At 63.2% G+C, this 13,126-nt stretch carries 15 protein-coding genes and 1 tRNA gene; 13 read left to right on the top strand and 3 right to left on the bottom strand.

Annotated features, from left to right (window positions below; translation table 11 throughout):
• Nucleotides 1-14: 14 nt before the first annotated feature.
• The 4 genes from ACUCCZ_RS09690 (at nt 15) to ACUCCZ_RS09675 (ending at nt 3,741) form a co-directional block, all read left to right on the top strand.
• Entirely contained in the window at nt 15-821 is an 807-nt protein-coding gene (locus ACUCCZ_RS09690) for a DoxX family protein (RefSeq protein ID WP_435917319.1), read from the top strand.
• A gap of 74 nt (nt 822-895) precedes the next feature.
• On the top strand, nt 896-1,570 hold the full coding sequence (gene ricT, locus ACUCCZ_RS09685; protein ID WP_435917318.1) for a regulatory iron-sulfur-containing complex subunit RicT: 675 nt from the start codon (nt 896-898) through the stop codon (nt 1,568-1,570).
• 268 nt (nt 1,571-1,838) lie between these two features.
• On the top strand, nt 1,839-3,281 hold the full coding sequence (locus ACUCCZ_RS09680; protein WP_435917401.1) for an alpha/beta hydrolase: 1,443 nt from the start codon (nt 1,839-1,841) through the stop codon (nt 3,279-3,281).
• A gap of 127 nt (nt 3,282-3,408) precedes the next feature.
• Complete coding sequence (locus tag ACUCCZ_RS09675; RefSeq protein ID WP_435917317.1) at nt 3,409-3,741, top strand: hypothetical protein; 333 nt, start codon at nt 3,409-3,411, stop codon at nt 3,739-3,741.
• A 104-nt stretch (nt 3,742-3,845) separates the two neighbouring features.
• Here ACUCCZ_RS09675 and ACUCCZ_RS09670 read toward each other — a convergent pair whose 3' ends face one another.
• On the bottom strand, nt 3,846-5,495 hold the full coding sequence (locus ACUCCZ_RS09670; protein ID WP_435917400.1) for a DUF885 domain-containing protein: 1,650 nt from the start codon (nt 5,493-5,495) through the stop codon (nt 3,846-3,848).
• Between the two features lie 157 nt (nt 5,496-5,652).
• Between ACUCCZ_RS09670 and ACUCCZ_RS09665 the strand changes: the two genes are divergently transcribed.
• Nucleotides 5,653-5,728, top strand: a tRNA-Thr gene (locus ACUCCZ_RS09665).
• A 33-nt stretch (nt 5,729-5,761) separates the two neighbouring features.
• On the opposite strand, the gene ACUCCZ_RS09660 is transcribed toward ACUCCZ_RS09665, so the two are convergent.
• Nucleotides 5,762-6,046, bottom strand: coding sequence for a hypothetical protein (locus tag ACUCCZ_RS09660; RefSeq protein WP_435917316.1), 285 nt, complete (start codon nt 6,044-6,046; stop codon nt 5,762-5,764).
• 287 nt (nt 6,047-6,333) lie between these two features.
• Between ACUCCZ_RS09660 and ACUCCZ_RS09655 the strand changes: the two genes are divergently transcribed.
• Genes ACUCCZ_RS09655 through ACUCCZ_RS09630 form a run of 6 tightly spaced genes read left to right on the top strand, consistent with a single transcriptional unit; the run spans nt 6,334 to nt 10,278 of the window.
• Complete coding sequence (locus tag ACUCCZ_RS09655) at nt 6,334-6,618, top strand: uberolysin/carnocyclin family circular bacteriocin (protein ID WP_435917315.1); 285 nt, start codon at nt 6,334-6,336, stop codon at nt 6,616-6,618.
• The gene (locus tag ACUCCZ_RS09650; RefSeq protein ID WP_462981574.1) at nt 6,618-7,196 is read left to right on the top strand and encodes a stage II sporulation protein M; all 579 of its coding nucleotides are present in this window, start codon (nt 6,618-6,620) and stop codon (nt 7,194-7,196) included. Before ACUCCZ_RS09655 ends, ACUCCZ_RS09650 begins: the two co-directional genes overlap by 1 nt.
• Nucleotides 7,197-7,200: 4 nt before the next feature.
• Nucleotides 7,201-7,791, top strand: coding sequence for a hypothetical protein (locus ACUCCZ_RS09645; protein WP_435917313.1), 591 nt, complete (start codon nt 7,201-7,203; stop codon nt 7,789-7,791).
• 17 nt (nt 7,792-7,808) lie between these two features.
• Nucleotides 7,809-8,180: a hypothetical protein gene (locus ACUCCZ_RS09640; protein WP_435917312.1), complete on the top strand. Its 372-nt coding sequence runs from the start codon at nt 7,809-7,811 to the stop codon at nt 8,178-8,180.
• The gene (locus ACUCCZ_RS09635; RefSeq protein ID WP_435917311.1) at nt 8,177-9,664 is read left to right on the top strand and encodes a beta-carotene 15,15'-monooxygenase; all 1,488 of its coding nucleotides are present in this window, start codon (nt 8,177-8,179) and stop codon (nt 9,662-9,664) included. The genes ACUCCZ_RS09640 and ACUCCZ_RS09635 overlap by 4 nt, the downstream gene beginning before the upstream one ends.
• A complete protein-coding gene (locus ACUCCZ_RS09630) occupies nt 9,613-10,278 on the top strand; it encodes an ABC transporter ATP-binding protein (RefSeq protein WP_435917310.1) in 666 nt (221 codons plus the stop codon). The genes ACUCCZ_RS09635 and ACUCCZ_RS09630 overlap by 52 nt, the downstream gene beginning before the upstream one ends.
• Nucleotides 10,279-10,387: 109 nt before the next feature.
• Here the strand turns inward: ACUCCZ_RS09630 and ACUCCZ_RS09625 are convergent, their stop codons facing one another.
• Nucleotides 10,388-11,203, bottom strand: a complete 816-nt coding sequence (locus tag ACUCCZ_RS09625) for a trimeric intracellular cation channel family protein (protein WP_435917309.1) — start codon at nt 11,201-11,203, stop codon at nt 10,388-10,390.
• 188 nt (nt 11,204-11,391) lie between these two features.
• Between ACUCCZ_RS09625 and ACUCCZ_RS09620 the strand changes: the two genes are divergently transcribed.
• Together ACUCCZ_RS09620 and ACUCCZ_RS09615 are read left to right on the top strand one after the other, a co-directional pair.
• Nucleotides 11,392-12,741, top strand: a complete 1,350-nt coding sequence (locus ACUCCZ_RS09620) for a flavin monoamine oxidase family protein (protein WP_435917308.1) — start codon at nt 11,392-11,394, stop codon at nt 12,739-12,741.
• Nucleotides 12,742-12,891: 150 nt separating this feature from the next.
• A complete protein-coding gene (locus ACUCCZ_RS09615) occupies nt 12,892-13,095 on the top strand; it encodes a hypothetical protein (protein ID WP_435917307.1) in 204 nt (67 codons plus the stop codon).
• Nucleotides 13,096-13,126: the final 31 nt, after the last annotated feature.

Raw genomic sequence — 13,126 nt, 5'->3', positions numbered from 1 at the left:
CGTGAGGATTGAGCGTGAGCAAGGCGATCAAGAGGACTGCAGCGGACTCCACCGACGCCGAGACCACCCGGGTCATCCGGACGGGAGCCTCCCGCGCGGATTCCGATGCCAACCGCGCTGAGGTCATCAACTCCAGCGATTCGGTGGACTCGGAGCGCACCAGCGTCATTGACGACGACGTCTTCCGTTCCGACACCGAGGAGACCCGCGTTGTTGATGATCGTGAGTTCGAGGAGGAGCGTCGCCGCCGCGAGCTGGCTGAACAGCGTGCCCGTGAGCGTGCTGACCGCCAGGCGATCGAGGCTGAGCGTCAGCGTCGTGCTGCCCATGCCGAGCCGGAGCCGGAGCCAGTCGTTGAGCCGGCCCCCAAGCGCACCACGGACAAGGCCATGGCCTCCCTGGGGATGTTCCTGTTCCGCATCGTCGTCGGCGGCATCCTGGGCATCCACGGATTCCAGCACCTCACCCAGCGTGATCTGACCCTGCGCGCCGTGCAGACCCTTCCGCTGTCCAGCGGATACGCCCAGGCTGGTGTGTGGGTGCTCGGCATCTGCGAGTGTGTCGCTGCCGTGTGCATCGTCCTCGGCCTGTTCACCCGCATTGCGGGAACCGGTGTCGTCATCATCATGGTGTTGGCGCTGGTCTTCATCTTCTGGGGCAGTTTCGCCATCTTCAAGACCATGGGCTTCAAGGGCGAACTGGAGCTCCTGCTGGCCGGATGTGGTGTTCTGCTGCTCTTCCTGGGGGCCGGCGGTTGGTCGATTGACGCCGCCTACCGGCACAGCCGTGCCGCTGCGAAGACCGAGGAGGTCGGCTACTGAGCCGAGTCGTAGCGGTCGCCTTCCGCGAATACGGACAACTTTTCCACCTCGACGTCGGAACTCTCGACGTCGAGGTGGGTTCATGGTTGCTCTACCCCACCACTGAAGGCCCACTGGTGTGCCGGTGTGTGTGGGGGCCGGAAGAGGTTGTTCCCGACGCAGCGTTGCCGGTGTGCCCAGGGATCGCCGACGACGAGGCCGTTTCCGCGGCGGCTCGGGATCGACACCGCCGGGATGAGATCTTGCAGACTGCCCGCCGCACCGTCGAGGACTTCGACGTCGAGATGGAGGTCCTGGCGATCGACGTGGTGGAGTCCGACGATGATCGCCTCATTGCGGTGTACTTCCGTGCTCCCCGTCGGGTCGAGTTCGCCACCATCGTCGGTCCGCTGGCACGACGGCTACATGCACGCATCGACCTACGTCAGCTGCGCGGTCGGGACACCGCCCGAGCTGTCGGCGGGGTGGGAGTGTGTGGCCGTCCGCTGTGTTGCGCGACCTTCCTGCCCGAGCCGTTGTCGGTGCCCAATCGTCTCGTCACCGAGCAAGGAATGGCGTCCAACCCCTTGGCTGTGACCGGCGCATGCGGCAAACTCATGTGCTGCCTGCGTTACGAGTCTCCCTATTACGCTGATTTCGAGGCTGCCTTGGGAGAAGCCAGCGGCCCGGACGGTCCGGGTTGTCCACTGGTGTCGGCCTGCTCGACGGTCGGACGACGCCGGCTTCACGAGGAGCGCGAGGACACCTGACCGAGGAGGCCCCATGACTCGACGCGATCCGCGACGGCGCACGATTGCCGCGGCCTTGGTCGCCTGCTCCTTGCTGTCGGTGACAGCCTGTACCGGTGAGGAACCCACCTCGGGGCCGACGATCACCCAACCCGCGTCGACGGGCCAGCTGTCCGCCACCCCGAAACCCATGCCATCGCCGTCCGTGACGGCGTCAGTCAAGCCAGCCCAAAAGACGGCTGATCCGAACCCTCCGGTCGCCTCGTTCGACCCCAAGGCCCACGCCCACATGGAGGGCCCAGAGAGCCCGGACCGCCAGACCATGCACCCCGCATCGCAGGACGACAAGCAGTTCAGCAAGCCGCCAGCCGGTAAGGGGATGAACCGATACCTGTCGCGCAAGATTTCGTGGCATGCCTGCGGGAACCACCAGTGTTCCAAGGTTCTCGTGCCGCTGGACTGGGACGATCCGAATGGTCCGGCGATCACCTTGGCCCTCAAGCGCAAGCCAGCGGAGTCGTCGTCCAAGGCGACCCTCTTCGTCAATCCCGGTGGGCCCGGCGGTTCCGGCCAGGAGATGGTGGACAACTTCAACTCCACGGCATTCCCGAACCACGACGTCATCGGGTGGGATCCGCGCGGGACTGGACAGTCGACCCATGCCGATTGCGGTCCTGCGAAGACGATGGACGCTTTTTTCGGCCTTGACGCGTCCCCCGACGACGAGGCTGAGTGGAAGGCACTCGTCCGTGGTACGAGGGATTTCGCGCGCAGTTGCCGGGCGCACTCCGGAGAGCTGCTGGACCACATCTCGACGATTGACACTGTTCGTGACCTAGACTATCTGCGCTATCTCATGGGCGACAAGAAGCTCGACTACCTCGGCATTTCGTACGGAACCTTCCTCGGTGCGACTTATGCCGAGCTGTACCCGGGACGAGTTGGGCAGATGGTGCTGGACTCCACGGTCAACATCACCAACCACGACACGATCAGCCAGATCGTCGGATTCGACCGGGCCTTCGGCGACTTCGCCACGTGGTGCGCCAAGCAGGGGGAGCGCTGCGCAGTGGGGACGAGCGAGGCCGAGGTTCGCAAGACCACCCTGAGCTTCCTCAACCGTCTCGACTCCCATCCGTTGAAGGTCGAGAACCGGGCCTTGACGCAGAGTCTGGCAGCGGCTGGCATCGCGTTGTTCCTGTATTCAGGCAAGGAGGCGTATCCCTACCTGGCGGGCTCCTTGCTGGGTGCCATGAAGAACGGGAACGGCAGCTACCTGCTGACGGCAGCAGACCTCCTGAACGGGCGTGGCAAGAACGGCCAGTGGGAGACGATCGCCTCGGCCTTCCCCGCGATCTCCTGCCTGGATCAGGCCGATTTCGGTCTTAACCACGCCCAGAAGGAATGGCCCAAGGAGGCAGCCAGGGCGCCGACCGTCGGCAAGGCCCTGGGAGTGACACCGACCTGTGAGGTCTGGACGGCTCACCCGACGTATCAGCTGTACCTGACGGCCCAGGGCGCGGCGCCGATCCTGGTTCTGGGTGCCACTGGCGATCCCGCCACCCCTTATGAGCAGGCCGAGTGGATGGCTGGCCAGCTCAAGTCCGGTGTGTTGCTGACCTGGCGCGGCGCCGGGCACTCGGCGTGGGAGCTTGGCAACCAATGCGTCAAGGAGGCCGTCAAGGGTTACGTCAATGACGGGAAGGTCCCCAAGGACAAGACGGTGTGCTGACGTAAGGGCCTGGTGGCAGGCGTTCTGGTGCGACGGTATCCGTCCTCGGCCGTGAGCACAGACGTGCGCGCCGCGCTGGAGGTTTGGGAGACGTCGTTACCCTTGTCGTCGTGAGGAGGGATCGCTCATGACGTTGGGTCAGCGCCATGCCATTGGCATCGTGTTGCGCATCACGGGGTTGGCCTTGCTCGCAACCGCGCTCCTTGCGCTGGAGTGGGCGTGGCGGTCCCACGCATGGAACGATCTGGAAGCCGTTGACGGGCATTGCGTCATGGTCGGGGCGCGGGTCGATGACGGACGTGTCCCGAAGGTGGGATGCGAGGAGGACGGTGCCCGCTACGTCAAGGACGTTGTCAAGCCCGGTACGAACTGCCCGCAAGGATTGACGCGGGTGTCAGTGCGACACGAGCTCAGCCACGACACCGGGTACGTCGGTGCCTTGTGCGTGCAGAATCCCTGATCGAGCACGGTTTGACCAGCGCGGTCAGAATCGCTGTCCAGGCCACCTGACCTGATCGCGCCAACCAATTCGCGGCCAGCCCGCGGGATCTCAGGAATGAGTCGTCAGGAGAGCACCGCTCGACGCAACACGTCAAGCGGCAGGGCTCCCATCCGCAGCACCTTGGTGTGGTACCTCTTCAGGTCGAAGTTCGGGTCCTTGGCTTTCGCGGCCTCGCGCAGTTCCAGCCAGGTGCGCTCACCGAGCTTGTAGGACGGGGCCTGTCCGGGCCAGCCGAAGTAGCGGTTGACCTCGTAACGAGCTGATCCCTCGTCCATGGAGACATGGTTGTTGAAGAAGGTCCACGCCTTGTCCCAGTTCCATTCACCGCCGCCGACTTCCTCGGGTGCCTCGAACTGGCAATGGAGGCCAATGTCGAGGACGACGCGGGCGGCACGCATGGACTGCCCGTCGAGCAGGCCCATGAAGTGACCGGGATCGTCCATGTAGCCCAGATCAGCCATCAACCACTCGGCATAGAGGGCCCAGCCCTCACCGTAACCCGACGTCCAGTAGTTGCGTCGCCACGAGTTGAGCTCGTCACGGGCGGCGATGGCCGAGGATGTTTGCAGGTGATGGCCGGGTGCGCCCTCGTGGTAAACGGTCGTCAGTTCTCGCCACGTCGTGAAGATGTCGACTCCTTCCGGCACCGACCACCACATCCGGCCAGGACGGGAGAAGTCGTCGGACGGAGGCGTGTAGTAGACGCCTCCGTCCTGGGTCGGGGCGATCATGCCTTCGATGTGACGAGCCTGCTCGGGAACGTCGAAGTGGGTGCCGTCCAGGAAAGAGATGGCCTCGTCGGCGCGCTGCTGCATCCATGCCTTGAGGGCCTCGGTGCCGGAGATCTGGTAGGCCGGATCAGCGTCGAGGGCTGCCATGGCTTCCCTGACGCTGGCCCCCGGACGGATACGCTCGGCGGTCTCGCGCTGCAATTGCCCGATGCGGGCGAGTTCCCGTTTGCCCCAGTCATAGGTTTCGGCGAGATCGACAGTGGTGCCGACGAACTGGCGGGAGGCCAGACGGTATCGATCGATACCGACGGCGTCGGTATCGGTAGCCAGCGGGGCGATGTCGGTGGCGAGGGTCTCGGCGGTGCGACGGAAGTTGGCCTTGGCCGCGTTGATGCCCTCGGCAAGCGCCGACCTCACGGAGCCCGGCAGGTCGTCGGAGGCAGTCCGCTTGAGGTAGTCGTCGAAGAATCCACCGTCGGAGGTCCAGGAGGTGATCTGCTCGACGAGGAGGCTCACCTGACGGATGGCAGGCGCGATGCCGGCATCGATCGAGGCGCGCTGGGTCTTCAGCCAGCCGTCGAGGGCCGGGGCGGTGGCGTGCAGACGACGTGCGACCGTCGACACCTGATCGGGGGTCTCGGTGGGCATGGCGTCGTAGACCTCGCGGATCTCGTGGACGCCCGAGGCAATGCCGTTGAGGGTGAGGAGGTCGTATCCCCTGTCGTGGCTCTCTGCCTCCAGACCCAGGTTGGAGCGCATGGCAGCGACGGTGATCTCGTCGGTGTCGTCGGCGGGCATGGTCTTGTCGAGACGGTCCAAGGTGTCCATGACGAGCTGGTACCGGGCCTCCATGCCGGCGGGGGACAGGTCGTCGTACTCGTCCTGGTTGAGGTCCAGGCCGAGGGCGGTGGCCACGATCGGGCTGGACGCGACGAGGGAGTCCCAGTGGTGGTCGGCAACCTCGTCGACCTCTGACCCCATCTGGTGGGTGGTGTGTGCGTTGTCGTTGGTCACGGTGATGACGCTATCGCGAGTCGTGGACAGGTGGGAGTCGCGTGGTGTTCCAGAAAGAAGCGTACCGGTTTCGCGACGAGGTCATCATGCCGGTATAGTCTTGCGAGCCTGCCATGGCAGGCGTGCCAACTTAGCTCAGTCGGTAGAGCGACGCTCTCGTAAAGCGTAGGTCACGGGTTCGATTCCCGTAGTTGGCTCCATGAGCGCCCGGCCAGGAATGCTCGCATGGGTCGTCAGGAATTGACGACGGCTCCCTGTCTTGCCGATGGATCCCCGTGGTGATCTACGGTCGCGGTGGTGACCGCTGCGAACACGCGAGGGCCACTGACGACCTTGGTCAGGTGAGTGATCGCTGCGGGCTTCTTGGCGTGGTCAGTGGGGATCATCCGACAGGCCAGGATTGTGGGGGTACTGGCCTCAAGGTCACTAGGGGTGGTCGTCCGGTGCTCGGTATCGGGTAGAGCGATGGTCCTCTTTCCGCATGAGTGGATGAAGTTGGCGGCGAAGGTCGTCGGCATTGCCGCCATTGTTGGCAGGAGAGCGTGGTTGCGTCGCACGCTCGTGGCAGGGATGGCGATCGGCCTCCTTCTGCGCTCTGGCGAGTGGAAGTGGAACCGTCGTTTGGGGGTGCAACTCGCTTATAAAATGACATGTAAGACACGAGGAGCCCCTGATAAGTATTCCGTTTATCTGTGATTTTATTCTGTCTAATCTGTGGTGATCCTGTAGATGGTATACATGGCATTGCCCACGCTGGGTGGGTCGCCAATCTTTGGTTGGTGAGTACTCGAAGAAGGGATACCCAATGCAGAACACTCTGACTCAGTCCAAGTCATCTCGAAGCACTGTTGGCGTTGCTGCTTTGGTCGCAGTTATCGGCGTTGTGCTGTCGACCTTCACTGGCGCTTACATTGCCGGTATGTTCGGTCTTTCCACCTCTGCGGCTAGCCAGATCGTGAACGCGGTTTCGGTTGGTGGTGCCGCGCTGTCGATCGCCATGGCCGTCGCCTCCGGTGGCATTGCTGGCGCCGCCGTGGCCACTGCCAAGTGGGCTATCAAGAAGTGGGGCAAGAAGGTCGCAATCGCCTGATGTCCGTCTCTTGTCGAAGGTGGGTGCACATGAGGAACTGCGGTTTCATCGCATCCTTCCTCTGTGCGCTCGCCATCTTCGCGGTGTCGGCAGTAATCGCGTTCGGCACGCTCGACGGAGCGACACCAGGAGGTGGGGGTATGCTTGGCAAGCCCCTCGGGGGCTCCGGAGATTCGCTCTTCATTTCGATCCTTGTGCGAAATGCCTCGGTTGTCCTGAGCTTATATGCAGGCGTCATCTCAATCGGAATTATTGCGATGGTCGGCATCGCCTCTCTCGGCTTTTTGATCGGAGCAAGCACGGCGGCAGCTGCCAATGAAGTTGGGCTGACGATGGCGCTGTGGTCCGTGAGTGGTTATGCCGTCGTCGAGATCTTGGCATATCTGTTAGCTGCGGCGGCTGGATTACTGCCAGTCAGTACCGCGGTGCTGACTTCTGGACCTCCCGCGGAAGAGAAAGTTGTCACCCGTTATCTCGCTCCATTGCGCCAGTCATTGGTCCTTCTGGCTGTCTCGTTGGTCCTCGTCGTCGTGGGGGCTGGGCTCGAGGCGGCGATCATCCAGTCAAGAAATGGTTGATATCATGAGCTTCACATCAGCGGGCTACGTTTCCGATGCTGTCGGGCGTCTCAAAACGGATAGAGCGGTCGTGTGGATCGCGGTGGTGATGACAGGTCTTCTCATTGCCATTCGCCTCTGGACCCAGTTGGCTGATCGCATCAGCCAGGTCGGCTGGACACGAGGCCACACGTCGGGTCTCGAGGACCCGGCGCTTGCTCAGCTTGCCGTCCGTCTCGGAATAGTCTTTGCAATGATTCTCTCGACCGTATTCCAAGGGCTGTATCTCTTTCTGTGTGCAGTGGTGGACGAGAAGATTCTTCAGGGCACCATGGTGCCCGTCAGAGAGGACAAGGGCACCGACGGAAAGACCGGGTTGGGGCCCGCGGTTTTCGTCGGGCTGTGCGCCACGGTCCCGGTGCAATTGGTTGCCTTGATTGCCAATGTGTCCGCGCCGAAAGAGTATCCGGCAACGTTCGTCTGGCTTTTCGCGGTCGCGGTTGCCACCATAGTGTGGACGTGGAGGCGGCCCGCAATGGGCCGGGCTGGAACACGTGGAAAAGTAACCTCAGCCGCGTTGTTGCTTGCGGTTGGTGCGATTTCTCTCGTGCTGTGAGGAAATGAGGAGCATTTATGCAGGTTTTGTACATGCGTTCCCGGCGGATTCTTGCGGGAGTGCTGGCCGTCGCCCTCAGCGTGTGTGCGGTGATGACGCTGGTCAGAGATCCGCAGGTCGTGGGCGTAGTAGTGGGCATCGTCGGCATCGTCGTGGCGGCGTTGCTGGTACTGGTGGCCGTCCTTCCCGGGATACGCCTCCGACGTGATACTTCCGCATTCCTCAGTGGAGCGATCTGCCTTGGTGCTTGCCAAGGAACATTGGGGAGAACACTCAGTGCTGCTGGGTACATGGTGGTTCCTGCTGTCGTCGTCGCCATTTGCTGCGCAACGGTCGCGGTCATGGTCCAGGCGGAAATTGATTCTCAGAGTACCAAGGATCGCCTGTGAACGCGCTGACCTTCCGGGCGGCACATGACATCTGCGATGCTTCCTCCCTCGACGCCCTTGGGTGGAGGCTCTCCCTCAAGGGTTATCGAGTGATGCGCGTTCTGGTCGCCTTCGTCGCATGTGCCTTCGCGGCTGCGGTGGCGGTCGTGGGATGTGACTGGCTCGTCAATCGGCTTGCCCAGGGCGGCGTCGTCGTCGGAGTCACACTGCCGCTTGCCGTGAGCCTGTACGTCCTCATCCTTCACGCCGTTCGGGAGACGCTGACCTCTCGCAGAATCCGACTGACGAACCACCCATGTGCTGAATTCTTCCGTGCTCTGGACATCTCGAGGTCCGACGTCGTCGTGGCGGAAATGCTCGAAAGACTCGTGATCACGTCTGCGGTCGTCGCGGGGCTCTCCTGGGGTGCCGGATTGCGAGTGTCGTTGACGGGAATACCGCCCACCGCGGTAGGTGCTCTGGTGATGATTCCGGTCGCCACCGCTCTGGGCATGGTGGCCATCACGACATGGGTCGCTGCGAAGCTCAATGACTCTCACCGTCCCAGTCAGGTGGGGGCTGCCTGCAGCGGAGCTGTCACCGGAATCATCCTTGCTCTGAGTGTCAGGTGGGTGGCTGATGTCAGTCTTCAGCATCTTCACGCCATACCGGCGTTTACGTGGACATGGGTCACCGTCGGCGTCGCTGTGGCGACGACGGCAACCGGCATCGGGGCGGTGACCGGATGCGTCACCCTGCGATCTGCCCCTTTCCTGGTGCGAAACAGTGTGTCTCATGAAAAGGCCAGGGTCCACCTGCGCCGGTCGAGAGGAATCAGCCCGTGGGTGCGCGTGGTCATGAGTGATCTGTCACCAGTTCCGGTTGCGGCCGCGTTAGCGCGTCTTGTCTTCCTCGTGTGGAGCGTTGGTGCGGTGGTCGTGGTCATCGCTGTGACGGCACTGGGTGGATCAGGGCTTGATCTGCCGGCGCGGAGTGTCACTCAGCTCTCGGCCATCCTGCTGTTGATCCTTGGCCTGGTGGTCTCGGACCTACTGTCCACACGTATCGGTCCTGCGGCATTGGCGCCACGCTGGAGGATGGCGTGGGAGCTGGGTGCCAGTCCGACCCAGCTGGCGATCGCGCCCCTGGGCGTTGCCCTCCTCTTTGGTGTTTTCCTCGTCGCACCTGCCGCGGTGGCAGCTGGTGTGCTGGGCGGTGATGCCCTCATTCCTCTGCTCGTCGTGTGGGCGTCGATCGCGTGCGCCTGGGTTGCCGCTGCTGTCGTCGCCAGTGACGCGGCTCTTCCAGACGGCACGGTTCCGACCTCGACGTCCGTAGGGTTGCTCAGTGTCCTGGCATCCACGGCGATGATGGCCGTCATCCTGATGACGGCCTTGCACGGGGTGGGCTGGATCGGCTTCATCCTGACCTTCGTTCTCCTGGGAGGTGCAACATGGGTGACGAGACGACGCGTTCTCGCCCTGCCATCGAGGCCATTGGCCTGACGCTCGGTTATTCCCCGGACCGGCCAGTCGTCCAAAGTCTGTCGTTCCATCTCCAAGGTCCCGCGACAGTGCGACTCGATGCACCGAACGGGACCGGTAAGTCGACCCTTATCGAGGGGATCTCCGGCTACCTCCGTCCCACTGAGGGCAAGCTGATCGTCTGTGGCAAAAAGGCGTCGGACCCCGCAGCGCGGAGGCGACGACGAGTGTGTCGCGCTAAACCGTCACTACATCCCCATCTGAGCATGGTTGATCACCTGACTCTCGCCGCTCGATTGGCAGGTTGCGACAGGGCTGAGCCGATGGCGCGTGCCAAGGACATCGGCCTCGACGAATGGTTCGACTACCGCACATCCACCTTGTCGACAGGAACCGCGAAACGGCTGTGGTACCTCATGTGCACGACGGGCAAGTTCGACGTCGTCGTCCTCGACGAGCCGTTCAACGGGGTGGACGAGGAGTCGAGCCGTGTGATGGTCTCTGACATCAACGAATGGCGTAAGGGGAGCCTCGTCCTGCTGGTGGCCCACGCCTTGCCCGACGGTCTCATGGTCGACGAGGTCTTGGGCCTGCCCCGGACGACGGATAGTGCACACTCCTCGCCAACCCAGTGACGATGCCGCGACCGGCTTGGCGCGACTCGGGTCTCAAGACGGTCGGCATGTGTCGCTTCCCCACCAGGACAGGATTCGAGTGGGCGCGCAAGGCCGTGTTGAGCAGGTCTCAGAGGCGCTGGCGAGTGACGTCGACGGGGATGACTCTCCTGCGAGTACCGGTAGGACTGAGTTCGTGGTTTTGTGGATCGTCGGCAGTGCTGCCCTCCTGACGTGCCCGCAGCTTCGCCGCACGGCGTGCGGCTCGTGCTCGCAACATGCTCTGCACCTGTGACGACGACAACTGCAGGGTCCACTCCGAATTCTGGGGCAATACCCACCGACGACGATGTGCCAAGGCTGTGAATCCCAGACCGATGAGGGTCGCGACAACCATTCCGAACGAGGGGAACCCACGCTTCTGCGCCACGACCATGACAATCGCCGAGGCCAGCGCGGGTGTTGCATACAGATTGTTGCCACCGAAAACTTGCGGCACATTTCCTGCGCAGACGTCACGAATCATGCCGCCACCGACGGCCGTCATGAGCCCCAGGAGCACTGCGGGCATGATGCTGAACCCAGCGGTCAAGGTCTTGAGGGCGCCGGTGGCCGCCCAACAGCCCAACACCATGCCGTCAGCGAGAATGAGGGCGATCCTCCAGGGTCGGGAATCCAGCTTCCATAACATCGCCACGCCAGCGCCGACGAGCGCGACCGTCAAGTAGCGCGGGTCGGTCAGGGCAACTGGGGGAGCGGCTCCCAGCAGGACGTCACGGACCATCCCGCCGCCCAACGCACTCGTGATCGCCAACACACAGAAACCCACAGCATCGAATCGCTTGATGCGTGCCAACCTGCCACCCAACACTCCGTTGAGGAGCACGCCGGTGAGGTCAATGGCGCGGAACAGTTCGGGCAACAGGGAGTTGAACTGGGAGAGCATCGCGGACAAGGTACCGCACCAGCTCACTCAACTCAGATTTGCTCACCGGCCCAGCAAGCGCGAACCGGGGTATCGAAGCGGGTCGACACCCAACGCGACAGAGGGCCCGGTACGATCGAGACACCACGATTCATAGGTCGCGGCCTGACTTCTCGGTTCGGCCGTCCAGCGGAATTGCAAGGGGACGCATGTACGACAGCATCATTATCGGCGCAGGTCTTGCCGGACTGACAGCCGCCGAAGAACTCGCATCCGCAGGACACTCAGTGGTGGTTCTGGAGGCTCGCTCCCGAGTGGGTGGGCGCCTCGAGAATGCCGAGTTGTCCAATGGCCAGGTCGTCGAGTTGGGTGGTCAATGGGTCGGTGCGGGCCATGAGGAACTTCACTCCCTCATCGCCTCGCAGGGTCTTGAACTGGTCGACTCCACCGAGGGCGACGTCGTCGTCAAGGCCCGTGGGCGGGTCTCCCACGTCACCAATTCGTCCAAACCGTCTGCCCACACCCTCACCCCCTTCGAGCTTTCTGATCTCGGTCAGGGCCTTCTCAGGTTCCGCCGTCTGGCCGATCGCGTTGCCAACAACAATGGTTGGACGACGGCTAACGGCACCTGGCTGAATCAGTCCCTGAGCCAGTGGGTGGTGTCGAATGTGCGTACCGACGCCGGCCGCGACTACATCACCAATCTCCTCCGCCGCGCCTTCGGGGTCTCTCCCGACGACACCACCCTGCTTGAGGGGCTGACGAAGGCCAACGCCGGGGTGGACTTGGAATCCCTCGTCGCCGTCAACGGTGGACTCAAGCAACAGCGCGTCAAGGGCGGTGTCGTGCAGGTCGCCCGCAACCTTGCGGGGCGTCTCAGTGATGACCTCAAGCTCTCCTGCCCGGTTCGCTCCGTCCGCGCAGATGACGACACCGTCACCGTCACGACGTCCGACGGCACCGAGTACCAGGGCCGCAGCGTCATCGTCACCATCCCGCCGCGTCTTCTCAAGGAGATCGAGTTCGAGCCCGCCCTTCCGGCAGAGCGTCTGGAGATGGCTGAGAAGGTGCCCGCAGGCAATGTCATCAAGGCTTTCCTCGTCTACGACAGCCCGTGGTGGCGTACCTCTGGTGCCTCCGGCCAGATGGGTGCCGACGAGGGCGCCGTTCGTGTCATCTTCGACACGTCCGACGACGAGACCGGCAAGGGAGTCCTGATGGGCTTCTTCGAGGGCGCCGAAGCCTCTGGCTACGGCCAACTCTCGGTTGGTCTGCGCCAGCGCGCCTTCGAGGAGGTCGTCGAGTCCGCCTTCGGCGAGGCCCCCAGCTCCCCGATTGAGTACCTCGATCGAGACTGGTTCGCCGAGCCCTACACCGGTGGCTGCCACGGAGCTCACTTCGCTCCCAGCCTCTGGACGACCACCGGCCCGGTCCTCGCCCAGCAACTGGGCAGGGTGCTCTTCGCCGGCGCCGAGTACGCCTCCTCCTTCAACGGTTACATGGAGGGTGCGCTGCGAGCCGGTGCTCGCGCTGCTCAGGAGGCCGTCGACCTGCTCTGACACTCAGACGCTCTGGACTCCTCGGTGCGTGGCGAGATCCTCTCCCTGCCGCACACTGCGTGATCGTCTCGGGGTGCCTGCCCTTGTCATCACACACGACCTCGGGTCGGCGTGAAACCTTACTGCTATGTATCAGGAGAGGATCGTCGAGTGGGACCCGACGGCCACCCCAGTCCTGATGAACGCATCGAGATTCCCAAGGGCCGGGTGGCCGATTCGGGTCTGCTCTACCGAGTAAGGGATCACAGCCTCACGGTTGCCGACGCTTTCCTCCTCGATCCGCTGGCCCATGTCGAGATCGAGTACCGGCAGATGGTGCTGCGTCACAAGACCGTCCTGGTCCTTCATCTCTGACGCTGCTCTCCCCACCCGTGGCAATTGGGTT

It is taken from the genome of Cutibacterium nasicola (assembly GCF_052654715.2).
Note: the sequence above shows the minus strand (reverse complement) of the source record. Positions and strands in the feature narration are given on the sequence as shown.